Source organism: Paenibacillus sp. FSL K6-0108 (assembly GCF_045040695.1).
GTDB classification, from domain to species: domain Bacteria; phylum Bacillota; class Bacilli; order Paenibacillales; family Paenibacillaceae; genus Paenibacillus; species Paenibacillus pabuli_B.
The window spans coordinates 4,685,526-4,708,773 of record NZ_CP150288.1 but is presented as its reverse complement, the minus strand read 5'-3'; the positions used below and the strand labels follow the sequence as shown (position 1 = coordinate 4,708,773).

At 41.9% G+C, this 23,248-nt stretch carries 28 protein-coding genes and 1 pseudogene; 26 read left to right on the top strand and 3 right to left on the bottom strand.

The features are described from left to right. Positions 1-122: 122 nt before the first annotated feature. The 9 genes from MHB49_RS21250 (at position 123) to glnA (ending at position 10,296) form a co-directional block, all read left to right on the top strand. Positions 123-344, top strand: coding sequence for a hypothetical protein (locus MHB49_RS21250; protein ID WP_405152905.1), 222 nt, complete (start codon positions 123-125; stop codon positions 342-344). A gap of 235 nt (positions 345-579) precedes the next feature. Continuing rightward, entirely contained in the window at positions 580-822 is a 243-nt protein-coding gene (hfq, locus tag MHB49_RS21245; RefSeq protein WP_017687918.1) for an RNA chaperone Hfq, read from the top strand. Between the two features lie 167 nt (positions 823-989). Continuing rightward, positions 990-3,671 carry a PBP1A family penicillin-binding protein gene (locus tag MHB49_RS21240; RefSeq protein WP_405152904.1) on the top strand — a complete coding sequence of 894 codons (2,682 nt, stop codon included), beginning with the start codon at positions 990-992 and terminating at the stop codon, positions 3,669-3,671. A gap of 282 nt (positions 3,672-3,953) precedes the next feature. Next, on the top strand, positions 3,954-4,517 hold the full coding sequence (locus MHB49_RS21235; protein WP_247898048.1) for a DUF402 domain-containing protein: 564 nt from the start codon (positions 3,954-3,956) through the stop codon (positions 4,515-4,517). 109 nt (positions 4,518-4,626) lie between these two features. Further along, positions 4,627-5,598 (top strand): AAA family ATPase, encoded by a 972-nt coding sequence (locus MHB49_RS21230; protein WP_247898047.1) that lies wholly within the window; start codon positions 4,627-4,629, stop codon positions 5,596-5,598. A gap of 118 nt (positions 5,599-5,716) precedes the next feature. Next, positions 5,717-7,003, top strand: coding sequence for a GTPase HflX (hflX, locus tag MHB49_RS21225; RefSeq protein WP_247898046.1), 1,287 nt, complete (start codon positions 5,717-5,719; stop codon positions 7,001-7,003). Positions 7,004-7,087: 84 nt separating this feature from the next. Further along, a complete protein-coding gene (locus MHB49_RS21220) occupies positions 7,088-8,341 on the top strand; it encodes an aminotransferase class I/II-fold pyridoxal phosphate-dependent enzyme (RefSeq protein ID WP_405152903.1) in 1,254 nt (417 codons plus the stop codon). A gap of 83 nt (positions 8,342-8,424) precedes the next feature. Continuing rightward, positions 8,425-8,838 carry a MerR family transcriptional regulator gene (locus MHB49_RS21215; protein WP_063563200.1) on the top strand — a complete coding sequence of 138 codons (414 nt, stop codon included), beginning with the start codon at positions 8,425-8,427 and terminating at the stop codon, positions 8,836-8,838. Positions 8,839-8,967: 129 nt separating this feature from the next. Next, positions 8,968-10,296: a type I glutamate--ammonia ligase gene (glnA, locus tag MHB49_RS21210; protein WP_405152902.1), complete on the top strand. Its 1,329-nt coding sequence runs from the start codon at positions 8,968-8,970 to the stop codon at positions 10,294-10,296. A 109-nt stretch (positions 10,297-10,405) separates the two neighbouring features. Here glnA and MHB49_RS21205 read toward each other — a convergent pair whose 3' ends face one another. The 3 genes from MHB49_RS21205 to MHB49_RS21195 all read right to left on the bottom strand — a co-directional run bounded on the left by MHB49_RS21205 (position 10,406) and on the right by MHB49_RS21195 (position 12,423). Continuing rightward, positions 10,406-11,536: a tyrosine-type recombinase/integrase gene (locus tag MHB49_RS21205; RefSeq protein ID WP_405152901.1), complete on the bottom strand. Its 1,131-nt coding sequence runs from the start codon at positions 11,534-11,536 to the stop codon at positions 10,406-10,408. A 77-nt stretch (positions 11,537-11,613) separates the two neighbouring features. Beyond that, complete coding sequence (locus MHB49_RS21200; protein ID WP_405152900.1) at positions 11,614-12,021, bottom strand: ImmA/IrrE family metallo-endopeptidase; 408 nt, start codon at positions 12,019-12,021, stop codon at positions 11,614-11,616. A 3-nt stretch (positions 12,022-12,024) separates the two neighbouring features. Then, a complete protein-coding gene (locus MHB49_RS21195) occupies positions 12,025-12,423 on the bottom strand; it encodes a helix-turn-helix domain-containing protein (protein ID WP_405152899.1) in 399 nt (132 codons plus the stop codon). A 108-nt stretch (positions 12,424-12,531) separates the two neighbouring features. On the opposite strand from MHB49_RS21195, the gene MHB49_RS21190 reads away from it, so the two are divergent. The 17 genes and pseudogenes from MHB49_RS21190 (at position 12,532) to MHB49_RS21110 (ending at position 22,828) form a co-directional block, all read left to right on the top strand. Further along, on the top strand, positions 12,532-12,768 hold the full coding sequence (locus MHB49_RS21190; protein ID WP_405152898.1) for a helix-turn-helix transcriptional regulator: 237 nt from the start codon (positions 12,532-12,534) through the stop codon (positions 12,766-12,768). A 110-nt stretch (positions 12,769-12,878) separates the two neighbouring features. After that, a complete protein-coding gene (locus MHB49_RS21185) occupies positions 12,879-13,148 on the top strand; it encodes a group-specific protein (RefSeq protein ID WP_405152897.1) in 270 nt (89 codons plus the stop codon). Between the two features lie 36 nt (positions 13,149-13,184). Beyond that, positions 13,185-13,634 (top strand): annotated as a pseudogene (locus MHB49_RS21180) (ParB N-terminal domain-containing protein); the annotation flags it as partial. An 11-nt stretch (positions 13,635-13,645) separates the two neighbouring features. Then, positions 13,646-13,969 (top strand): ORF6C domain-containing protein, encoded by a 324-nt coding sequence (locus MHB49_RS21175; RefSeq protein WP_405152896.1) that lies wholly within the window; start codon positions 13,646-13,648, stop codon positions 13,967-13,969. Between the two features lie 120 nt (positions 13,970-14,089). Next, positions 14,090-14,326: a hypothetical protein gene (locus MHB49_RS21170; protein WP_405152895.1), complete on the top strand. Its 237-nt coding sequence runs from the start codon at positions 14,090-14,092 to the stop codon at positions 14,324-14,326. Positions 14,327-14,549: 223 nt separating this feature from the next. Continuing rightward, positions 14,550-15,152 (top strand): hypothetical protein, encoded by a 603-nt coding sequence (locus MHB49_RS21165; RefSeq protein ID WP_405152894.1) that lies wholly within the window; start codon positions 14,550-14,552, stop codon positions 15,150-15,152. A gap of 65 nt (positions 15,153-15,217) precedes the next feature. Continuing rightward, a complete protein-coding gene (locus tag MHB49_RS21160; protein WP_405152893.1) occupies positions 15,218-15,691 on the top strand; it encodes a YopX family protein in 474 nt (157 codons plus the stop codon). Beyond that, complete coding sequence (locus MHB49_RS21155) at positions 15,688-15,891, top strand: hypothetical protein (protein WP_405152892.1); 204 nt, start codon at positions 15,688-15,690, stop codon at positions 15,889-15,891. Before MHB49_RS21160 ends, MHB49_RS21155 begins: the two co-directional genes overlap by 4 nt. Next, positions 15,884-16,147 (top strand): hypothetical protein, encoded by a 264-nt coding sequence (locus MHB49_RS21150; RefSeq protein ID WP_405152891.1) that lies wholly within the window; start codon positions 15,884-15,886, stop codon positions 16,145-16,147. The genes MHB49_RS21155 and MHB49_RS21150 overlap by 8 nt, the downstream gene beginning before the upstream one ends. Continuing rightward, positions 16,144-16,770: a hypothetical protein gene (locus MHB49_RS21145; protein WP_405152890.1), complete on the top strand. Its 627-nt coding sequence runs from the start codon at positions 16,144-16,146 to the stop codon at positions 16,768-16,770. Before MHB49_RS21150 ends, MHB49_RS21145 begins: the two co-directional genes overlap by 4 nt. Before the next feature lie 110 nt (positions 16,771-16,880). Further along, on the top strand, positions 16,881-17,462 hold the full coding sequence (locus MHB49_RS21140) for a hypothetical protein (protein ID WP_405152889.1): 582 nt from the start codon (positions 16,881-16,883) through the stop codon (positions 17,460-17,462). Position 17,463: 1 nt separating this feature from the next. Continuing rightward, on the top strand, positions 17,464-17,997 hold the full coding sequence (locus MHB49_RS21135) for a hypothetical protein (RefSeq protein ID WP_405152888.1): 534 nt from the start codon (positions 17,464-17,466) through the stop codon (positions 17,995-17,997). 276 nt (positions 17,998-18,273) lie between these two features. Further along, on the top strand, positions 18,274-18,834 hold the full coding sequence (locus MHB49_RS21130) for a tyrosine-type recombinase/integrase (RefSeq protein ID WP_405152887.1): 561 nt from the start codon (positions 18,274-18,276) through the stop codon (positions 18,832-18,834). A 262-nt stretch (positions 18,835-19,096) separates the two neighbouring features. Continuing rightward, complete coding sequence (terS, locus tag MHB49_RS21125; protein ID WP_405152886.1) at positions 19,097-19,825, top strand: phage terminase small subunit; 729 nt, start codon at positions 19,097-19,099, stop codon at positions 19,823-19,825. Continuing rightward, entirely contained in the window at positions 19,815-21,272 is a 1,458-nt protein-coding gene (locus MHB49_RS21120; RefSeq protein WP_405157207.1) for a DEAD/DEAH box helicase family protein, read from the top strand. The genes terS and MHB49_RS21120 overlap by 11 nt, the downstream gene beginning before the upstream one ends. Positions 21,273-21,350: 78 nt before the next feature. Continuing rightward, positions 21,351-21,710, top strand: a complete 360-nt coding sequence (locus MHB49_RS21115; RefSeq protein WP_405157206.1) for an ArpU family phage packaging/lysis transcriptional regulator — start codon at positions 21,351-21,353, stop codon at positions 21,708-21,710. Between the two features lie 95 nt (positions 21,711-21,805). Continuing rightward, the gene (locus MHB49_RS21110) at positions 21,806-22,828 is read left to right on the top strand and encodes a hypothetical protein (protein WP_405152885.1); all 1,023 of its coding nucleotides are present in this window, start codon (positions 21,806-21,808) and stop codon (positions 22,826-22,828) included. Positions 22,829-23,248: the final 420 nt, after the last annotated feature.

Sequence of the window (23,248 nt, the reverse complement as noted above, 5' to 3'; positions counted from 1 at the left end):
ATGTATATACAAATTTAAGTAAAGATATTCATTGTGAAAAAATAACATAAATATTAAAATGAATTCAAATGACAAGCAAATTTATTTTGATTCTAAGCTAAAGTGGGAAGGGGGAAGATTTTATGAGTGCAGAACCGAGCGGCATGGCAAGTTTATATCTCTTTTTCTCAGGGTTATTTGGAATTGGCTTTGCCATTGGAGGTCTTATCGCCTTAATTTGGTTAATTATCGTTCTAATCAATACCAATACATACCTGAAACTCTTAATCAATGATAGAAAAAATCGGAAAAATAGTACGTTAGCCGGCGAAGAAGGAAAACCGTTTACAGATCAGGAGAAGTAAGGAGGAAAGCATGTCGAAAAGGCAGAAATTGTCCCTCTTTTGCAATTCTGACAAGCGGTGTATAATGGATAAGTCTTCTAGTTGCAAGCGAAGCTCAGGCATGGGTGCAAAATAGCAGACAAGGGGTTTTTGTGGATTATATGAATCCGTTCATGATATAATAGCACGAAAGCTACTCAGCGATATTGAATATTACTTAAACTCGAATTCAAATGAACCAATGGGGGTACGGCTAATGAACAAGTCCATCAACATCCAAGATACGTTCTTGAACCAACTGCGGAAAGAAAACATTCCTGCTACGGTCTATCTGACCAATGGCTTTCAAATCCGCGGAACGATCAAGGCATTTGACAATTTTACGATCGTCATTGACAGCGACGGACGCCAGCAAATGGTCTACAAGCACGCCATCTCCACGTTCACGCCGCAACGCAGCGTATCGCTGATGCAGCAAGATAATAGCGGCGAAGCTTAAAAAATTACGAAACCTTTTTATCAACCATTTCGTCTACAAGTATAGGAAATGAGACAGAGCAACCTGAATAAGGGTTGTTCTTTTCATTCCGGGCAAAATAAGCTCTAAGGAGCTTGAGTCAGCAGACGAATAGAAATTATGCAACCGAAAGGGAGTCAGGAGGTAACATGCCAAACGATCCGTTGTCGAGGTCTAACAATCGCAACAACAATAACAAGTCAACCAAAAAAGCGAAGCCAAAGACCTCTAAAAAGAAAAAAATTACGGGTAAACGCGTTGGTTGGACACTGTTTTTCACTATGGCAATCGCCATATTCTGTGCACTGGGTGGATATTTATTTATAATGGTGAGTGGAGAAAAGCTGCTCAAAGCCAATCTGGACAAAACAACAATTAATGAAACTTCAAAAGTATATGATCGCAACGGGCAGTTAATGGGCGAGTTGTCCATTCAAAAGCTTGAGCCGGTCAAGGAAGAAGATATTCCGGATTTGGTAAAAGAAGCTTTTGTTGCTACAGAGGATAAACGATTCTACGAGCATCAGGGCGTGGATATCTGGTCCATCGGACGGGCGGCGGTAAAAGACGTCATGGCCCGCTCCATGGTGGAGGGCGGCAGTACGCTGACTCAGCAGCTGGCGAAAAATATGTTCTTGTCCCGTGACAAGACCTTCTTCCGGAAAGCGACGGAAGTTTCCATTGCGATGGCATTGGAGCGCAAGTACACAAAAGACGAAATTCTGACGATGTATCTGAACCGAATTTTCTTTGGTCATCAGCGTTACGGAATTAAGGCTGCATCTGAATTTTATTTCGGGGAGTCTGACCTTAACAACTTGAAAATCTGGCAAATTGCCACGTTGGCAGCGATGCCTAAAGGGCCTTCTGCCTATAACCCGCTGAGCAATCCCAATGATTCCAAGGCACGTCGTGGTGTGGTATTGCAGCTGATGTATGAGCAAGGATACATCACCAAGGCGGAAATGGATGAAGCCAAAGCAGTGGATTATGACTATACACCTCCAGAAAAAGAGCAAAAGTACCAAGCTTTTATCGATTATGTTCTTCGTGAAGCTGAAAAAGTGACAGGTAAAACGGAGGATGATCTGAATATCGGCGGGTACAAGATTTACACGACGATGGATGCTCAGGCCCAAACAGCCATGGAGAGTGCGTTTTCGGATGACAGCTTGTTCGAGTCAAGCAAAGATGATCAGCCGGTTCAAGGTTCCATGGTAATCATGAATCATGAAAATGGCAGTCTCGTCGCCTTGCTAGGCGGACGGGATTATCAAACGAAGGGTTATAGCCGGGTAACACAGAGTCGCAGACAGCCTGGCTCGGCGTTTAAGCCAATTGTGTCTTATGCACCTGCTCTTGAATCGGGTGATTACAATGCAAACTCGTCGCTAAGTAATGAAAAGCAATGTTTTGGCAACTACTGCCCAGGGAACTTGCACGGGTATTCTTCTACCATTAGCATGACGGATGCCATTACAAAATCGGAAAATATTCCGGCAGTATGGCTCTTAAGCAAAATAGGTGTGAATACAGGTGTTCAGTTTGCAAAAAGCGTAGGGATCCAACTTACGGATGAAGACAAAAACCTGGCGATTGCGTTGGGTGGCCTTAGCAAAGGTACGAATACGTTGGAAATGGCGCAAGCCTATAGTGCATTTGCTAATCTGGGTGAATACCAGCAGGCTTATTCCATTAAGGAAATTAAGGATAGTGCAGGGAAAACGACTTATAAACACGATAAATCGCATACAACGCGTGTCATGAGTGAGCAAAATGCTTATTCTATGACTCAGATGCTGCAAAACGTGGTAAATGACGGTACAGGTCGTTCAGCACGTTTGGATCGACCAGTTGCTGGTAAGACGGGAACTGTTCAAAGTGGCATTTCCGGCAACAGTGCCAATCGTGATGTTTGGTTCGTCGGATACACGCCTGAATGGACTGCTGCCGTATGGATGGGTTACGACAATCCTGATGCAACGCACATGCTCAAGAATAGCAGCAAGCTGTCAGCGGCGTTCTTTGCCAAAGTAATGGGGGATGCGTTGAAAGGAGTTCCTGTGAAGGACTTCAAAGCTCCAGCAGGAGCCCAGACTCCTCCGCCGCAAAAAGAACCAGAGCAGCCAACGCTTTCAGTGAGTGGTTTGAATGGGTCGTATGATCCATCTACGCAAACTGTATCGTTGAATTGGACAGCAACGGGGGATTCCTCGACTCAGTATCGGATTTACAGAAAAGAAACATCTGAGGGACAGTACACTCATCTCTTAGATGCGGTGGGTTCGACGAGTGCGCAGGATTTAAGTGCACTTCCAGGTCTTACCTATGAATACTATGTGACTGCTGTTGACCCTGCTTCCGGACAGGAGACGGATCCATCCAACACTATATCGCTGATGATTGAAGCGGAGGAACTGGAACCGGAACAGCCAGATACGGGCACAGAGCCAGGAACGGAACCGGGCACAGAACAGCCAGGAACAGAAAATCCGGACAACGGTTCGCAGGGAAATGGAAATTCTGAGGGTAACAATGGTAACGGGAATAATGGCAACAATGGTAATGGCAACAATGGTAATGGTAATGGGAATAATGGCAACGGAAATAATGGTAACAACAGCGGGCCAGGTCAAGGGGGCGGACAGAACGGAGAAGGAAATACATCGCCTGGGCAGGGAACAACAGAACCTGGAGGTACAGGGGAGGGTTCCAATGATGGTTCCGTTATGACACCGGGTGAGGTTGTCACGCCGCCTGATAATGGAAGCAACGGTAACGCTGGAGAGACTGATGCACCGACAGATTCACAAGCTGGTACTGGTGGGTAACGAGAATAAACCATATTAAATAATTGCAACCTAAAACCTGCTCCCTGATGTTAGGGAAGCAGGTTTTTTGGTTCGTGTACCTTACGAAAATTAGCCAAGGCTATTCAATAGGATGGGGCAAAGCTTGATTTTGAGTGTATAACTTAAATATGGTAAGCTGTAACTATTCGTAATACGTGTGCAAATCGGATTCCAGGACTTATGGAATCGGTAATGCGACGTTATTCGCTGTTCACCAATATCAGCAGGTCACGGACCTGTGGTCGGCAAAGAGGGGTTCGTATGAAACGGAAATTCGGGGACCGCGCGAACTGGCGCCGGATTACGAACCGACAATTTACATGCCGGTTCGTTCAATCCAAAATTTTTACGGGGTACATTACGTTGTATACGATACAAGATTTGAAAGAGCCATTGTGGAAAACCTATGGAGGAAGCACCTTCTGCATTGCAGATAAAGGTTATTCCTGGTTGCAGTATTATCCGAAAGGTGAGCACTTTGTTGTTACGGCCATGTTTGACGATCAGGAGCGGATTGTTGAGTGGTATATTGACACATGTCGCAGCCAGGGCATAACCGATCAGGGGGTTCCGTGGTTTGATGATCTGTATCTGGATGTCGTTGTCCTGAAGGATGGAGAAATATTTTTGCTGGACGAGGATGAACTTGAAGATGCTCTTTCACGCAAGCACATTACAACGGGGGATTATGATCTGGCTACCCGTACAGCAAAGGAATTACTGCATGCCATTGATGCACATGTGTTTCCATATTTTCAGTTGTCTTTGAAGCATAGGCAAAACCTTTTTGAGAACGGGGAGTTCAGGAAAAATATTCAGATTTAAGTCAGGGAACAGTCACAGAATTCTTTGCCATCCTTCTAATATTAGAGCACCTGATAGAATACATTAATAATCAGGAGAGTTCAGCCCGATAAAATAGAGGTGATGGCGAATGAACGGACGGGTCATGGCTGCAGGAGGGCAACCGGGAGGCAGACCATCCAGACAAATTAATGTTATTTTGCGTAACCAGGAGCCTCAGATGCTGGTCAAAGAAGATGAAGCAGTAATACAAGCAGCAAAAGGTGTAGCCAAACATGCTCATTTTCAGGAGATACAAGGTGAACTGGAGCAGCTGGTTGGTCTCGAAAATATCAAGGATCTAGTATTTGAGATCTATGCTTTCTTACAGATTGCCCAGATGCGTTCCGAAGCTGGACTAATGAGTGGGGCGCACGTGTATCATATGATTTTTAAAGGCAATCCGGGAACCGGAAAAACAACGGTAGCACGAATTGTTGCGAAGCTGTTTCAGAAGATGGGTGTATTGAGTAAAGGGCATTTGATTGAAGTGGAACGTGCAGACTTGGTCGGGGAATACATCGGGCATACGGCACAGAAAACGAGAGATCTGGTCAAGAAGGCATTGGGTGGAATCCTGTTTATTGACGAGGCGTACAGTCTGGCTCGCGGGGGCGAGAAGGATTTTGGGAAGGAAGCTATTGATACATTGGTAAAGTCAATGGAAGATAACAAGAATCAATTTATCCTTATCCTGGCAGGATACTCGGAAGAGATTGATTTTTTCCTGCAGACAAATCCCGGATTACCTTCCCGTTTTCCAATCCAGGTTGAATTTCCAGACTATAGCATTGATCAATTGATTCAAATTTCGGAGATTATGGCCAAGGAACGTGACTATATTCTCATGCCACAGACCATACTCAAACTAAAGCAGCATCTGCTTCAGGAAAAAAATGAGTCTCTTCATGCGTTCAGCAACGCCCGATATGTTCGAAATGCCATTGAACGATCCATTCGTCATCAGGCAGTTCGACTATTGGAACAGTATACCCAGGGAAATCCGGGGAAACTGGAGCTGATGACCATTCGCACAGAGGATTTGAAGTTTGATCAAAAGTAAGCGATAATATAATTTTTGAAGCAGCCGGCCGGGTTAACCGGTTCGGCTTAAAGCATGCCATGTAAGCATGGTGTACAGAATATATGCGGAAACGTAGTAGAAGGAGTGAATATACACGATGACAAATGGCACACATGATACAGATATGGTGAAGAAGGATCGCGCCGTATTGGTGAGTCTGATCACCGATGAGGTTAAACGTTCGGGTATTAACCCGGAGTACTCCCTTGAGGAGTTGGTGAAACTCGCCGAGACAGCAGGCGTGGAAGTGCTAAGTGTATTGTCACAAAATCGGGAAACCCGGGACACCAAATGGTTCATTGGTAAGGGGAAAGTGGAAGAACTCCGGGCCATAGCTGAAGAAATGGGAGCAACAACAGCTATCTTTGACCAGGAACTGTCTGGTGCTCAGGTACGTAACCTGGAAGAAGCGTTGGATCTCAAAATTATTGACCGTACCCAGCTGATTTTGGATATCTTCGCGCAGCGGGCCAACACCAGAGAAGGTATTATTCAGGTCGAATTGGCTCAGTTGAGTTATTTGTTACCACGTTTGTCGGGTCACGGGAAGAATTTATCAAGACTCGGTGGTGGAATTGGAACACGGGGTCCAGGTGAAAGCAAACTGGAGACGGATCGTCGTCATATCCGGGGTCGCATTGATGACTTGAAGCGTCATTTGGAAGAAGTGACACGTCACCGCAAGCTGCATCGGGAGCGTCGCAAAAAGACGGGGATCGTTCAGGTAGCTCTTGTAGGCTACACGAATGCGGGTAAATCCACCTTGCTTAAACAATTAACGGCAGCAGATGTATACATTCAAGACCAGCTGTTTGCCACACTGGATCCAACTTCACGGACGATGGAACTGCCAAGTGGTAAAGAAATCGTACTTACCGATACGGTTGGGTTTATACAAAACCTCCCTCATGATCTGATTGCAGCATTCCGTGCAACGCTGGAGGAAGTGAATGAAGCGGACCTTATCTTACATGTGGTCGATGCATCGTCTGCGATGCGTGAAGATCAGATGAAAACGGTTCAAACGATTTTGCAGCAGCTGGGTTCAGGGGACAAGCCGCAATTGGTGTTATATAACAAAAAGGATGCTTGCACACCGGAGCAGCTTGAAATGCTTCCTTTAGATAAAGAGCACATCAAAGTGAGCGCACTGGATGCGGATGACTTGTTGAAAATTCGAGAGCTCATCCAGGCTGAATTGACTGGTGACACCAAACGGTTCCGTATTCCGGCTGAGCGTGGGGATCTTACATCAGTACTTTACAAAATTGGTGATGTGGTTGAGACCACATTTGAAGATAATGATGTAATTTATGAAGTAGAGCTGCAAAAAGGTGAATATGAGAAATTCGGTTATTTACTTGAAGATTTCATACAACTGTAACATCGATGACATATTTGTATGATAAGTTGACACGATAATTGATATATGACGTCAGATTCGTGCTATGAAGGGGAATGAAGCAAGATGGCAAGCTTTGATTCAGAGATTATTGAACTTCAACAACAGGTTGAACGTCAGATTGAGGGGCAATTGCAACAGATTGACCGTATTACGGATCATAACCAGTGGAAAGTAATTAATGCTTTTCAACATAGAAAAGTCAGCGATTTTCACTTTGCGGGGTCAACGGGTTACGCTTATAACGATCGGGGGCGTGAAGTACTTGATGAAGTGTATGCCGATGTGTTTGGTGCAGAGGCAGCACTGGTGCGTCCCCATTTTGCATCAGGTACACATACCATAGCTACAGCTTTGTTCGGTGTGCTCCGTCCGGGTGACGAGTTGTTATACATCACGGGTAAGCCCTATGACACATTGCATAAGGTCATTGGCAAACCTGGCGATGGCACAGGATCGTTACGCGATTTTGGCATTGGCTATCAGGAGACGGCTCTGTTGGAAGATGGCGGAGTAGATTGGACAGCGGTAGAGAAAAATATCCATGCAGCGACAAAAGTCATTGGTATTCAGCGCTCCAGAGGATATGATTGGAGATCTTCCTTCTGTATTGAAGAAATCGCTGATATGGTTTCACGTGTAAAGGCAATCAAGGAAGATGTCATCGTATTTGTGGATAACTGTTATGGTGAATTCACGGAGGAACGTGAACCAACTGAAGTCGGAGTAGACCTGATGGCAGGTTCTCTGATTAAGAATCCCGGTGGAGGTCTGGCGGAAACCGGAGGATACATATGCGGGAAGGAAAAATACGTACAATTGGCAGCCTATCGTTTGACTGCTCCCGGAATTGGTGGTGAGGTTGGCGCGATGTTGGGAACAACGCGTGGCATCTACCAAGGACTTTACATGGCTCCGACAATTGTAGGACAGGCCATTAAAGGAAGTACATTCGCTGCGGCGATGTTTGCTGCATCCGGATTTGTAACCAAACCGGCATGGAATGAGATACGTACAGATCTGATTCAGGCTGTTCAATTTAGTTCGGCAGAGCACTTAATTGCCTTTGTACAAGGAATACAGCGGGCTGCTGCAGTAGATAGCCATGTTGTTCCTGAACCGTGGGACATGCCGGGTTACGAGCATCCTGTCATCATGGCGGCAGGTACGTTTATACAGGGCGGGAGTCTTGAATTGTCAGCAGATGCGCCTATCCGAGAGCCTTTTATTGGCTATATGCAGGGCGGTTTAACATACTCTCATGTTAAATATGGCGTTTTGATGGCATTACAGACCATGAAAGAACGCAAATTATTGTGAGTTTATCTAACACATCATTGACACTTAGTAATAACTAAATGTACAATAGAGTGAAGAAAAGATGACTGGAAGGTTGATGAATGATGGGTGACGAAATTCGCAGAAATATGGCCTTATTCCCGATAGGTATTGTAATGAAGCTTACAGATCTGTCCGCGCGTCAGATTCGTTATTATGAGCAGCACAGTTTGATTGTTCCTGCGAGAACGTCAGGTAATCAGCGTTTGTTCTCTTTCAATGACGTAGAACGATTGCTGGAAATTAAGGCTCTGATTGAAAAAGGGGTTAACATCGCAGGCATTAAACAAGTGATGAATCCTGTATCCAAAGAGTCAGAAGAAGCGACTGTTATTACAGCCGATACAGAAGTCAAACGTAGAGAGCTGTCGGACTCCCAACTGCATCGTCTGCTTAAACAACAACTGGTGTCAGGTAAGAGACCTGGACAAGTATCTCTCATACAGGGAGAGCTTTCCCGTTTCTTTAATAAAAAATAAGTTCGTATAACCTCGCAGGTCAGGGGAAATCCTGCTTTTGGGTAGGAGGACTCCTTGACCCATGCAATATTCTAATGTACAAATATAACAGGCAAGCCAAATACGCAGAGAAGAAAGGGAGAGGGTATCGTGAGTTTTACTAAAGAAGACATACTACGCATCTCAAAAGAAGAAAATGTACGATTCGTTCGTTTGCAATTTACCGATCTGCTTGGAGCAATCAAAAACGTTGAAATTCCTGTGAGCCAACTTACCAAGGCTCTGGACAATAAAATGATGTTTGATGGTTCTTCCATTGAAGGTTACGTGCGTATCGAAGAATCCGACATGTACCTCTATCCTGATCTTGATTCTTGGCTGATTTTCCCTTGGGTAGCCGAGAACCGTGTTGCGCGACTGATTTGCGACGTATATCTTCCGGATGGTAATCCGTTCCCAGGAGATCCGCGTGGTATCTTGAAACGAAACCTGAAAGAAGCCGAAGAAATGGGATTCACTTCCTTCAACGTTGGTCCTGAACCAGAGTTCTTCTTGTTCAAAACAGACGAAAAAGGAAACCCGACTAACGAACTGAATGACCAAGGTGGATATTTCGACCTTGCGCCTACGGATCTTGGTGAAAACTGTCGTCGTGACATCGTTATCACACTTGAAGAAATGGGCTTTGAGATCGAAGCTTCCCACCATGAGGTAGCTCCAGGTCAGCATGAGATCGACTTTAAATATGCTGACGCTCTAAAAGCAGCAGACCAGATCCAAACGTTCAAACTTGTTGTTAAAACGATTGCACGTCAGCATGGTCTACATGCTACCTTTATGCCGAAACCGCTGTTTGGTATGAACGGTTCCGGTATGCACTGTAACCAATCCTTGTTCCAAGGCAAAGCGAACGCATTCGTAGACGAGTCGGACGAGCTGGGTCTGAGCAAAACTGCACGTCACTTCATGGCTGGAACATTGAAGCATGCGCGTGCGTTTGCAGCAATTACGAACCCAACTGTGAATTCATACAAACGTCTTGTACCAGGTTATGAAGCCCCTTGTTATGTAGCATGGTCCGCCAGTAACCGTAGCCCAATGATCCGTATTCCAGCTTCCCGTGGTCTGAGTACACGTGTTGAGGTTCGTAACCCGGATCCGGCTGCTAACCCTTACTTGGCTTTGGCTGTTTTGTTGAAAGCAGGTCTGGACGGAATCAAACGTGAGCTTTCCTTACCAGCTCCGATTGACCGTAACATCTACATCATGTCAGAAGAAGAGCGTGTGGAAGAAGGCATTCCAAGCTTGCCGGCTGACCTGAAAGAAGCATTAAACGAATTGATCCGCAGCGAAGTTATCTGTGATGCTCTCGGCGATCACGCCCTGGCTCACTTCTACGAGCTGAAAGAAATTGAGTGGGACATGTACCGTACACAAGTCCACCAATGGGAACGCGATCAATATATCACGTTGTACTAATAGCTCAATCCCTTGGCGCTCTAGCGCTGAGGGGTTTTTCTTTTTGTGGGCAAGTCCATACATACTTAATGAAAAACCAAAGTGCCCACAAAATGCCCACAAAAGTTTTCTATTCAAAAATTTCTTCAGTGAATTTCTCAAATCGATCTATATTGCTTTTCTGGATCTTGCCCGAGATGTGGGCATATACATCTGATGTGATCTGAATACTTCCGTGACCTAATTGTTCTTGAACGAATTTCATATCTGCCCCGGACTCAAGTAAAAGAACCGCGCAGGTATGTCGGAGAGAGTGAATGGGGAGAGAGGGGAGATCGCAACGTTGTAAGCGAGAAAAGGCATTAAACAAGGAGGATTTAGGCATGAAGTTTCCATCTTCCCTACATAGAACCAGATCAAGGTCATGGTGGTATCTATCCCCAAGTATGCCTTTGTTATGTTCCTGCCACTCTCTGTGAAATTTAATGTCATTTACTAAGTTCGTAGTAATTTTTATTTTTCTTACTGATTTTGCTGTCTTGGTATCACCGAATAATTCTTCTTTGCTTTTCGCTGTAAAGTCTAAAGTTTCATCAATTGTAATGATATGATTATCCAAATCAATATCGAGCCATTTAAGAGCGGCTGCTTCGCCTTTCCGCATACCAGTTTCAATTAACACTCGGAAAAATATCCAGTATACATAACCATAATGACGTGAGTTTTGCATAAACAAAGGTATATCATCGGAATCAATAAAATGTACTTCCTTCTTTTTACGCTTAATTTTTATCTCGACACCTAGACATGGATTTTTTTCTAATTTTCCGATTATAACAGCTTTCTGTAAGGCGTTATGCATAGTGGAATGAACCAATTCAACAGTTCGTCGACTATATCCTTTCTCACTAATATGGTTTATAAAATTTTGGTACATAATTGGCTTCACATCTCGTATAAGCATGTTTTTAAAAAAAGGGATAATATGATTTTTAATGTTGTTTTGATGAAGTAATAATGTATTCTTACGAACACTTCCTTTCTTATATTCGTTGATCCAAAAATCCAGATAGTCTTGAAGTGATAAATCAGATTGTTCATAGCCAGAAGCAAGCTTTCTTTCAAATTCTCTAACTGCTAACTGCGCTTCTTTTTTTGACTCGAATCCTCTTTGTGCTTTCTCTCGAAATTTTTGTGTGAAAGGGTCTTTGTATCGTAGTCGATACTCCCATCCGGTTCCATGTTTTTTAAAGCTAGCCAAACAAAAAACCTCCCATAAAGAACGTATGTTCTGTTTTTATTTATATGAAACCGCCTTGCAGCGGTGTAAGCGCAAGTTTATATAAATTTATGTAATTCAACTGGCACAGAGCATCGACGTAGGAGTTGCTCTTTTGTTTCGCCTAATTCAGGTTCTACTGTGGCTGTCAGTAATTTGATAGCAAACTGATTGGCCTGTCGTTCATATTTTCCAGCATTAAAGAATGAGTGTTCATCTAAGAAGAATCTGCTTATGCCAGGGTGGAGACGATCATGGGCGAGTTCATGGGCACAAACAAATCTCATCCAAGGCTCACTTAGATCAGAGTTAATTACGATAAAGCGCCGCCTTAGTTTACGATAGTACATGCCACGTGTATACTTCCCAAGATCAGTGTACCAAACCTTAATATTGAGTCTTTCGGCAATTTCAAAGGGGTCGTTTGTCTTAAAGCGCTTAATGAGTCCTTGAACGATATCGTCCATAGGCTACTCCTCTTTCTTTTTACGACCGTAGGTTTTCTTGTTGTCTTTTTTAGCGTCCCAAAACATTGCTTCCATAACCCGCTTGATCTTTTCTTTGTCCTCACCTGAGATAGGTACCCCGTCAAACATTACATCCCCATCTTCCTCTAACATTGTTTTGAAATCCCTTTTATCTTTGGAAGTTGCCCATTCGGGAAGTACTGTTGAATCTCTACCCAGCAGAAAATCTACTGAAACTTGATGTAGTTCGGCCAATTTATCAATAAACTCAATGTCAGGTTTTGCGATACTATTTTCCCATGAATTGTACCTAGGACGTTTGATGCCGAGTCTTTCTGCCATTTGATCTTGAGTTAATCCTTTTTTTTCGCGTAATTCAGTTAACCTCTGACCTAGTTTCATTTTGTACAATTTCTCCTTTTTAATAAGAAAGATAATATAATTATCAAAATAATATTGACGATAATATAATTATCAAATATAATCAGAGGCAAGGAGGTGAACAGTTTAGTGGAAACACAAAAGCGACAATTTTTCTCAGACTGTAGGAAACATAAATGCACACAAGCAAAAGTGGCTCAAGATAATAAAATCTCAACGGTTTATGTTCGAATGATTGAGAATGGAACATTCACTCCTGGCAGAGATCTCATGTTCAAATTATCAAAATATTTCGGTCATCCAGCAGAAAAACTGTTTCCTGATTATTTTGAAAGGCTTCTTAGTCATGCAAAAAGCGATAATTAAATTATCTACTGTTAATATAAACGATAATATAAATATCGTCAATAATTTAGAATATATTTTTTTGACCTGATTGATAATTAAATTATCAATCTAACGGGAAAGGAGATTTTATGCTATCGATCAGCGTTGATGAAAAAGAAATAAAAAAACTCCTTAAGGAGAAAGTGACAGAGATTTTAAAAGAAGCCGACGCTGAGTATGTCTTCTGGGATGCATCCGAATTGAAGCGCAGGACTTGCATGAGTTGGAATTTCATACAGGATCAATTCTTCTTTGATCCAAGGTTTCCTAAAAGGAAAGTCGGAAGTAAATGGTACTTTCCATCAAGAGAAACACGTGAATTTTTGGAAGAGTGGCTAGCTGAACAGCCAGTAATATGAAGATTCTATTTTAAACGTTCTGGAAGGAGAATCAGGGTGTTAATTGACATAAATCAAATCAAAGTCAGTGACCGAATCCGCAAAGATTTTGGCGGCATTGAAGAATTGGCAAAAGATATCGAACAAAACGGACTTATCAATCCTATCGTTGTTACACCAGAGTATCAGTTAATTGCAGGGGAGCGTCGTTTACGTGCTCATCAATACCTAGACCGCAAAGAGGTTGTAGTCCGAGTGATGGAAATCAGCGACTTTGAACATCAGCTTCGACTAGAAATATCGGAAAACGAGCACCGGAAAGAATTCACCTTTTCGGAGCGAGTTGAGTGGGCTAAACGGTTGGAGGAAGTCGAACGGATCAAGGCAAAAGAACGAATGGCCGCAGGCAAGGAAAATGTTCCTGAGCAGCCTGCCGGACAGGTTCGTGACATTGTAGCTGATCAAGCAGGCTTTGGATCAGGTAGAACCTATGACAAAGCGAAGTACTTTGGGATGGCATGAAACAAATGCAAGAGGACGTTGCCGAAAAGGTCGGAGAGGTTCAGATGATGGTTCAGGAGGTCCGAGACAGCGTAACGCTGACGGATGCAGAATGCTACCAGCTCCAGTCTCTTGTTCGCAAGAAATCTAATGGACTGACCAAAGATCGCTATAAAGAGTCAGATGAGAAATTCAAGGATATGGTTGGTCGTTATCGTCGAATGATCTGGAGTAAGTTGAAGGAAAGGTTTGAAGTAGCGAAATACAGCCATGTACGGCGTATCGACTTTGATGATGCAGTTGATTTCATTAAGGAATTTCGTCCGGAAGATTATATCTGAGGGGAGTTGAAAAACAATGGCACACAAATTCATGACTCTTGACGATTTAGCACGTATCTGGTCACACAAGCCTTTACAGCATGAGATTCTTACTCGAAACATTGATCGGATGAAGAAATTATGATTACTGTTCCGCAGAAATTGCTTCATTCCAGAATCATGCGGAAGAAGTTAAGAAATTTGTATGATGACATCATTGATGCTGAAAAATTTGGCCTTGATGCCAGAGAGATGAGTATTGAAGCCGCGATTTTATCCGATAAGTTGGAGAGTTTAGAATCCTCCATTCGTAAAAATCGCAAATATCTTGGATTGGAATGGAAACCTCCAACGGGATATAAGTGTCTGGAACAGTAATTGGAATATGTCAACTTTGCCAAAAGGAAATCTTCTCAGAGCAGAAAATTCCTGATCCAAATGAAGAAGGACTCTTTTGTAACTACTATTGCAGAAGAGTCTACCGCAATAACAGTATCAAATGAGTCCTTAAATTAATCGTGCTACCAACACGATCATTTAAAAAAATATTCAACGGCAGTATAACATGAAAACTTAAAAATGGAAATAGGGGGGATGTTCCGTGAAAGAAAATAAGAATTTTGCTGTACGGGAAACGAATATCACTGTTAGGGGAGATAAAGAAATATCCCATCCCATCTTTCTGCGGATGTTGGAAATGATGAGAGGCAGAGGATTTACCGTTGGTTCAGACCCGAGGATAGATCGTGATTATGCGATCCTTTCAAAAGATCACTTCGCTGGAAGCAAGGGAGACCTCATCGTCTACCCAGATCGGGTCCCACTCAGCAAAAATGCCGAGGAAATTAAATCAACGTATGATTTTTCTCCACCACCACAAGATGTACTGGAAAACATGGCTGAAGCTTATCGCAATTTGAATGGCACAGAGGTTGTGGGTGCCGTGTGGGGATACAGTCCAGACGGATACAGCCTTTATGGTTGGGAAGACAACGATGATGAAAAATTCAAAGAGTTCATTTATGCAATTGAGCAGGACGCAATGTTCGGAAGTTACATTGATGATCGAGAGAGATTCGATGCTGATTGGGAAAGTGGAAAATACGAACCAGCTGCAGCAATGCATTTTGATAAAAATGACTTCGTAATTCTTGAGAAGATAGAACGTAAATCATTGGCCGAAGGCGATCAATCGACTGAATAAACTTAACGAAGTGGAGGCCGTATCAAGATATTTTGGTCGGTCTCCCCAAATAGGAGGATATACAAATGCGCGAGATTAAATTTAGAGCGTGGAACAAGCAAACGAAACGACTGGTAAGTAACGATGTATTTCGAGATATAGGTAGAGAGCTTGTAGAATTTGCGAAAAAATCGATGCCCAAATCTAGGGTTATTGCGAATGCGAAGGGAGGGCTGTTGATAGCGAATGATGCAGATGAATTAGTGTTCATGCAATTTACTGGTCTGCAAGATCGAAAAAACAAAGATATATACGAAGGCGACATTATGGACTATTTCACATACGTTATGTGCAACGAACGCCGCAAGGGGATTGTATGCTTTGATGAAAAGCAGTCCAAATACAAGATTGTGCCGTTCGAAATGTACGAACTGAACGCAGGAAACGGTGGCTATACAGGGCATTCATTTGACTCTGCAATCTGCGCAGGCTCCGAAGTGATCGGCAACGTCTACGAAAATCCTGAGTTGTTGGCTCCCAAGGAAGGAGCGGAACAATGAGTAAACGAGTGACGCATTATTTCTATGTCGGTGATCGGCGCGTAATGTTCTCAGAATGGTACGAACCTTTATCTAAGAAGGAATTACAGGAACGTGCATTCACAGCGTTTGAACGAGGATATGGAACGCCTGATAAGGTGGTTGACACTACTGGTCGAACGGTGATTTTGGTTGAGGAAGGAGCGGACAAGCATGATTGACTACTCTGATTTAAAACTAATCGATTCCTACGAATACGATATTACTCCCAATGAAAAGGGCGAAATGATGATAGTTTTCAAAGTGATTGAAGCTATAAACGAACGTGATCAAGCGATGGCCGAAATGACGAAAATCAATGCCAACATTGTAGCTGACCATGAACGAACGAAAAGAAAACTAGAATGGTTTGAGAATCGTTGTTTGGAATTCATGAAAGAAAAAGCAGCTTGGGAAACACAGGAGGAACCAGCATGAGCACAGAAGAGATTATTGTCATACCTAAGCAAGAAGACATTGATGATACTAATAAGATCATTCAGTTAAACTTTTTTTCGGATGTGGACAAAGAGGATATTCGTAAAACAAAATGGCTCCTCGGTAAATATGTAGACATGATTGACATCATTCAAAATTATGAGTACGCACTCAAGCAGATCGAGAATGGGATGTCAGCCTATGAATTGTTGTCGGCAGAGGGTTCAGTTGCCAAACGCGAATCAGGCCATGAACTTACAGCAGACGTTACAGCTAATTCGGTAATTATGAAGGACAAGCGTCATGATAACTATAAGTTATATGTGTTCATTACCAATAATGTTCGTTTTGCAATCAACAATATAAAAGATCCCCACGAAGGAGTAGCGGCGAGATTGTTGTTCTTGGAAGGTAAGAAGTATTTGAAAGCTCAGGTATACATGGAAAAAGGCTATCGCAAGGATGTACCGGGAATTGCAGCTACTACATTTGCGGACAAGCGGCGCAGAGCCATAGCTAATATCGCCAATAGTTTGAAATTCAATCGCACTCTAGATTTTGTAACAATAGACTATGGACGCGGAAGAGATAAAGACGGAGAAATAGGTTTAAGGTTGCCTTGAAGCAAGGACCGCTTAGGATTAATTCCAGAGCGGTTTTCTAGCGATAGGAATATTTTACTATATTATGTATTATAGTGGTGGAAATTGTTGAAAAAGGAGGATTTTTATCTATGGAAGATCAAAACGAAGATTTTCTTACTGAGGAGGAACAGGCCCAGGAGGAGAAGAAAAAGGCTCGGATTGAACAAGAGGTTCAAAGGTTACATAATAACTTATCGAGCGGCAACTTGGATACTCTTATTTCCCGAGTTGCATACGTTTTAAATAACTATAAAGAGTCACGAAATTCAGATATGATATTAAAAATAAAGTACTGGCAGATATTTCAAGGCGTGACAGGCAACACAATTGATATCAAAGATATGTTTAAACTCGAAAGGGATACTCAAATTTCCCGAGCAAGGGCGAAAATTCAAAATGAATACAAGTTATTTCAAGCAGATCAAAAAATACGTTGGTATAGAAAAGGAAAAGAAGAAGCAGAAAAAGAAGTCCAAATATCAAACAAACCTAGTCACCCGTCTCTAACTATTTTTGCTGATGAAAGTGGCAAGTCAGGCGCAGACAAATATTTAATCATAGGTGGATTATGGGTCTTAGATCACAATCGGGTTCATGAACTTCAATCTCATTTTAAGAAGTGGAAAGCAGATAGTGGAAATGAAGCTACCGAAGGAATTTCATTTTACTGATATGAAGAGACATCAACTCGATGTGTATAAAGATATTTTTACTGAACTGCTGTCTCTATCCGATATGATTAGTTTAAAAGCAGTTGTAACTGAAAGATCAACCAATAAGTATAAATCACTTGACGAAATGATATATGCAATGTTTTATCAACATGTGCATCATGGAGTGGAGCATGAAAGATCCACTGGTAGAATTACTTTGCCTAGAGCAGTTAACTTTTGGAAGGACAGAGAAGAAGGAAACGACAGGTTATTTATGCAAGAGTTAGAACAGCGATTGGTAACTAATTTTAAAGGTTATTTTAATGATGAATTAACTTTAGATTTAATTAGCCCAATCGACTCTTTTGCAAGTCATTTAATCCAGATGGCTGATCTTTATACTGGATGTATAAACAGATATCTTAACCCTCCTAAAGAAGGAGCGCGGAATCATAAAGATGAATTTGCTGATTTTGTTTTTGATTTATTGAACATAAATCCATTAGATTTGAAAGATCAGAACAATGATATGGCAATGATTCATTATTTGTAGGTATGAAATTATGTAGCGAAAACGTACAAAAAGAATGATATTCTAATTTTATAAAAATTTGAAAATATAAGGTCGCTCTTAGGAGCGGCCTTTTTGTATTGGAGGGAAGAGTGTGGATGGTAATTTTTACAGCAGGAATGAACCGGCTATTCCGAGGGTTTACGAGAAACAACCTGAAAAATGTCGGGGGTGCTGCGTGGGAACATGGACGGGTGTTGTTCAGTTCTGTATAGTGCCACGCTGCTGGAAGGAAAAAGATTCCGAGAAGGTGGTTGAATGAAAAAAGTCCAACCGATCCGTGATGAACGGGTTATAGATGGCATGAAACATTACTTCTGGATTAGGAGTATACGAAACTATTTGTTTTTCTGTATAGGAATATACAGCGGCCTTCGTGTATCAGACTTATGCAAATTAAGAGTAATTGATGTAAAGGGAACACACGTTAACCTGGTTGAACAAAAAAATAAACATGCTAAGAAATTCATAATCCACCCAAGTATACGACAGGATTTAGACAGATACATTGCAAATATGAAGGATACGGATTTTCTGTTCCCAAGCAGGCAAATAAAAACGGTCAGCAGAATGCGGAACCAGCCAATTGACAGAACGACAGCATATCGATTTTTGAATGCAGCTGCTAAAGAATTTGGATTAAAGGAAATTGGTTGCCACACGCTTCGTAAAACGTGGGCATATCGCCTTTATATAGATGATCCAGAGAATTTAGCGTTACTAATGGAGATGTTCGGACATATCGATCCGAGAGAGACTTTGGACTATATCGGGCTGACTCAAGACATGATGGACAAGGCAATCTTGAATTTAAGGTGAATTTAGTGCAACACAATACGGTTTATATTGCACTCATTTATCAATTAGGAAGACATTAGATGAAGAAACATGTTTTTTCATGCCTGAAATGAGTGCAACAGAATTACCTTTATGTTTCAGTCAACTTACATTATTTAGTGCATATGAGTACAGAACAACAGCCTGCGATTCAGACGGAGGCTTATTTTGATTCGTAACGTTTGACTATTACTGACCTTAAATAGGAATTCCAACTCAATTGCATGAAAGTGGTGATAATTTTGTGAGCAGAAAGCAGAATCCGAATCGTAAAAAGGCGTTCAAAATTTGGAAAGATAGTGGCGCTGTAATGAAGCCGAAAGAGATTGCAGAAAAGTTGGGCATTACACCTGAATCAGTCCGAAAGTGGAAATCGCTTGATCAATGGGAAGGGAAGATGGCTAACAGTAAACCTGGTGCTCCTCATGGCAATCAGAACGCTAAAGGTAATCGAGGTGGAAAAGGAGGCCCGCTGGGCAATCAGAAAGCTGTAACACATGGATTGTTCCGTAAGTTCGAGCCGCAAGATCCTGAGTACCTAGAACTCATAGATATTGTTCATCAAATGGAACCGATAGACATGATCTGGCACAACATTACTCAAGGATTCCGTAAGATCATTTGGGCGCAGCGTATTTTCTTTATCAAAGACAAAGAGGATATGACGAAAGAGTTGAAGAGGGAAAAGCCTGGTGAGTATGGTGATGAGTATGAATGGGAAATACAGTTCGCTTGGGACAAGTATGCTAGTTTCATCAAGGCAGAGGCGACAGTTATGCGCGAGATCAGGGGAGCCATCAAACAATTTCTTTCAGTAGCCGATGAGAATGACAAACGCCGTTTAGAGCTTCAGCAGATGCAGGCTCGGGTAGATAAGACGAGACTTGAAATTGAGAAGCTGAAAAACGGAGATGGAGATACAGAAGAAAATCTTATTGAGGATTGGGTGAAGGCGGTGGAATCTGGTGAGTAAAGAATCACCTCAAACGAAACGCCGCTTTGCTGCATTCAAAAAGAGAATCCCAGTGTACCGGAAGAATCCGGTGCTTTTTTGTGTTGAAATGTTAAAGTTTATGCCGGATGAATGGCAAGCCGAAGTATTAATGGATATTGCCGGTAATCCACGTGTGTCAGTACGATCAGGGCAAGGCGTTGGAAAGACAGGTCTGGAAGCGGCGACAGCATTATGGTTTCTCACATGCTTCCCATATCCGAAGGTTATTTGTACAGCTCCGACACGTCAGCAGCTCCACGATGTCCTTTGGGCAGAGATTAGCAAGTGGCAGGAGAAAAGTCCGCTCCTCAAACGAATTCTTAAATGGACAAAAACAAAGATTTACATGCGAAATTACGAGGAACGCTGGTTTGCTACAGCCCGGACAGCTACCAAGCCTGAGAACATGCATGGTTTCCATGAAGACTACATGTTGTTCATCGTAGACGAAGCTTCTGGGGTTGAAGATCGTATCATGGAAGCAATCCTGGGTACGCTCTCAGGTGAATACAATAAGCTGCTTATGTGTGGTAACCCAACCCGAACCAGCGGAGTATTTTATGATTCTCACAACCGAGATCGTGCTGACTACAATACACATAAAGTATCCTGTTTGAACAGTCCTCGGACAAGCAAAGAGAATATAGCTATGCTTGAAAGAAAGTATGGAAAAGGATCTGATGTTTGGCGTGTCCGGGTTGAAGGTGAGTTCCCACGAGGGGAATCCGAAACATTTATTGCGTTGGAAGTGGCTGAATTTGCTGCCAAGGAAGTAAATCTTTCTCCAGTCGGTGATATCTTGACGATTGGCTGTGACGTTGCCCGTTTTGGCGATGATGAGACATCTATGTACGCGGGGATAGGTCCAGTAACAGTTGGACAGCATCATCATTTCAAAAAAGATACAATGGTTACTGCTGGCTGGGTGTTGAACTTGATAAGAGAATTGTTGCCGCAATATCCGGAAGTTGTTCATACGAGAATCAGGATAGATGATACCGGCGTGGGCGGTGGAGTAACGGACCGGCTGAATGAAGTTATTGCTGAGGAAGGACTGCCTTATGAAGTTATCCCGATAAACAACGGTTCATCTTCATTGGATGAGCATTACGGAAATTTAGGCGCAGAGATGTGGGCATCCATTCAAGGACAATTGGAGCAGAATATGAGCAATTACATGAACGGCGACCCTGCTGTATTACAACTACCTGATGATGATGTATTGACATCTCAATTGACCACAAGAAAATGGTCAATGACCAGTAAAGGGAAAATACTTCTCGAAAGTAAGAAGGACATGAAAAAAAGAGGATTAAAATCACCGGATAGAGCGGATGCATATGTTCTCACCTTCGGTGAATATTTGTTGGGAGCACCTCAGGCCCTAATGCTTCCATCATTGGGTAGTGTGTCAATAAAAAGATAAAGTGCGTTGTCGATCAACGAAAGTGATACTTGTTGCGTTGTGAAAGAATGTTTGGAAACCGTTCAGCACTGCCAGTAGATAGGCTTCATCCACCGCGAGGCAGCACTTATTGAGGCATATGTATATAGAGAACATCAGTCCACCAATGCAATCAGCAAGCAGACAGAGACTATTGCTGTTTATAACGTGGACAGAGAAGCTCAGCTCATCAACATGGATGAAAGACTTGAATTTGCAATGAGTAAACTGTCCAGCATCCAGCAGGAGGTCATCCAACGCAGTTACCTGGATCATGAAGGTGAGTTCGATTACATCATTGCTGGTGAAATGCATATGAGTGATAGACGTTTAAGGGAAATCAAACAAGCAGGGCTGGATACATTGGCCACAATAATGCGTTTGACTGTCTACCGTGAAGCGGCCAGTTCAGTCGTGTAAAAAGGGGTTCCGGTTTTTTGCCGGATTCTTGCCGCTTTGTTGCCCTTCGTTGGACTTTAGACGTGATATATTTGTAATGTGGAAATCAAGCGAGAATGAAACGCACAGCCGCAAAAGCGGCATATGACTGGTGCGTTCCTCTTCTCGCTTTTTTAATTCCTAAAAAGATGATTATTGGAAATTATTACCTTTACATATCTATTTTAATAATATATGCTTTAAATGTAACAAAAACCCAAATGAAGTATTTTAGTGGTTCTTGTTCCAAAAAAAATAATATAATTTGGAGAGTGATAATTTTGAGTAAAGCTAAAAAGTTAATTACAGGTATTGTTGCTATGTCTTTGTTACTATCGGTACCAATAAGTGCTGGTGCAGCAGCAATTGAATCAAATGAATCACAGTCTAATTATTCAGTAACGTCACAAACAATCACTGGTATTAAGACTCCTGAGGAATACATTGCTTATTTAAAACAACTTCAAGTTGAATCTTCATCGGTACAATCTTTACATATCACAGCGTCAGAGTCATCGGATGTTAATGACTTCTTAAGCCAGTATGTGAGCTTACCTGAAGATAAACAGCAACAGTTTGTAGATTATCTAAATGACCCAGAATTTATAAAGACAGTATTTTCTGCTATGAATGGAGAATTAGGTAGTCAATCATTTTATAACGGTAATTTGGTAGTTACCAGTTCAGTGAATGAAATTACTCCTGCTTATTCCACAAATGGTATCTCAATTATGGCTGTAGGTGATACTAAAGATCATGGATTGTATCATGAGGCAGTTTCAACATTATTCGGTATTGATTTTATTAAAACACATGTAGAAGTATCTTATAGAACAACTGAAGTAAAAACAAATTCAAGTCAAATCACTAAAATTTTAAATAGTAAAGGGACCCTGGTCCAAAATTATTATCCAGGTGCACACATAACAAAGGAGGAGCACAACGTAGTTGTTGCTTCAGATAAAACAACTGCCAAGTTTACAGTTGATTGGTCCTGGAACTTTATTTGGGATAAACTCGGACTAACTGTTGGAGTGAAGAGACAATGGATCGAAGTGAACAAAGCCGGAACTGGATATGGAAGCATATATAATTTGTAGTAATAATATGATACAATATGATTTATGTACTTAATGTCAATTATTAATGTTTGTAAAATGGGGGGGATTAGGATGAAATCAAACAAAAAGACAGTAATAATAGTATCATCTATTGTCTCGATAGTAATACTTCTACCCCTGATTTACTTCATTGTTTTTGTAGGCTTGTTTAACTCATAACAATGATTATTCCCGCGAACAACAAAAGGACTATGTCATTTGACATGGTCTTTTTATTTAGGTTCTATCAGCTGGTGAAGTGTGTGAGCTAGTCAGTAGAGATTCTTAGTGAAAAAGAGAGGATTCGCTAAATTAAGTCAGTTTGTTTCCTTAAACTGTTCACTCACTTAATTCAGTAAATTGACATTGACTCTATAGTTGAATAGTAAGTATGCATTTAAAGCAAAGAGCGCAGCGTTT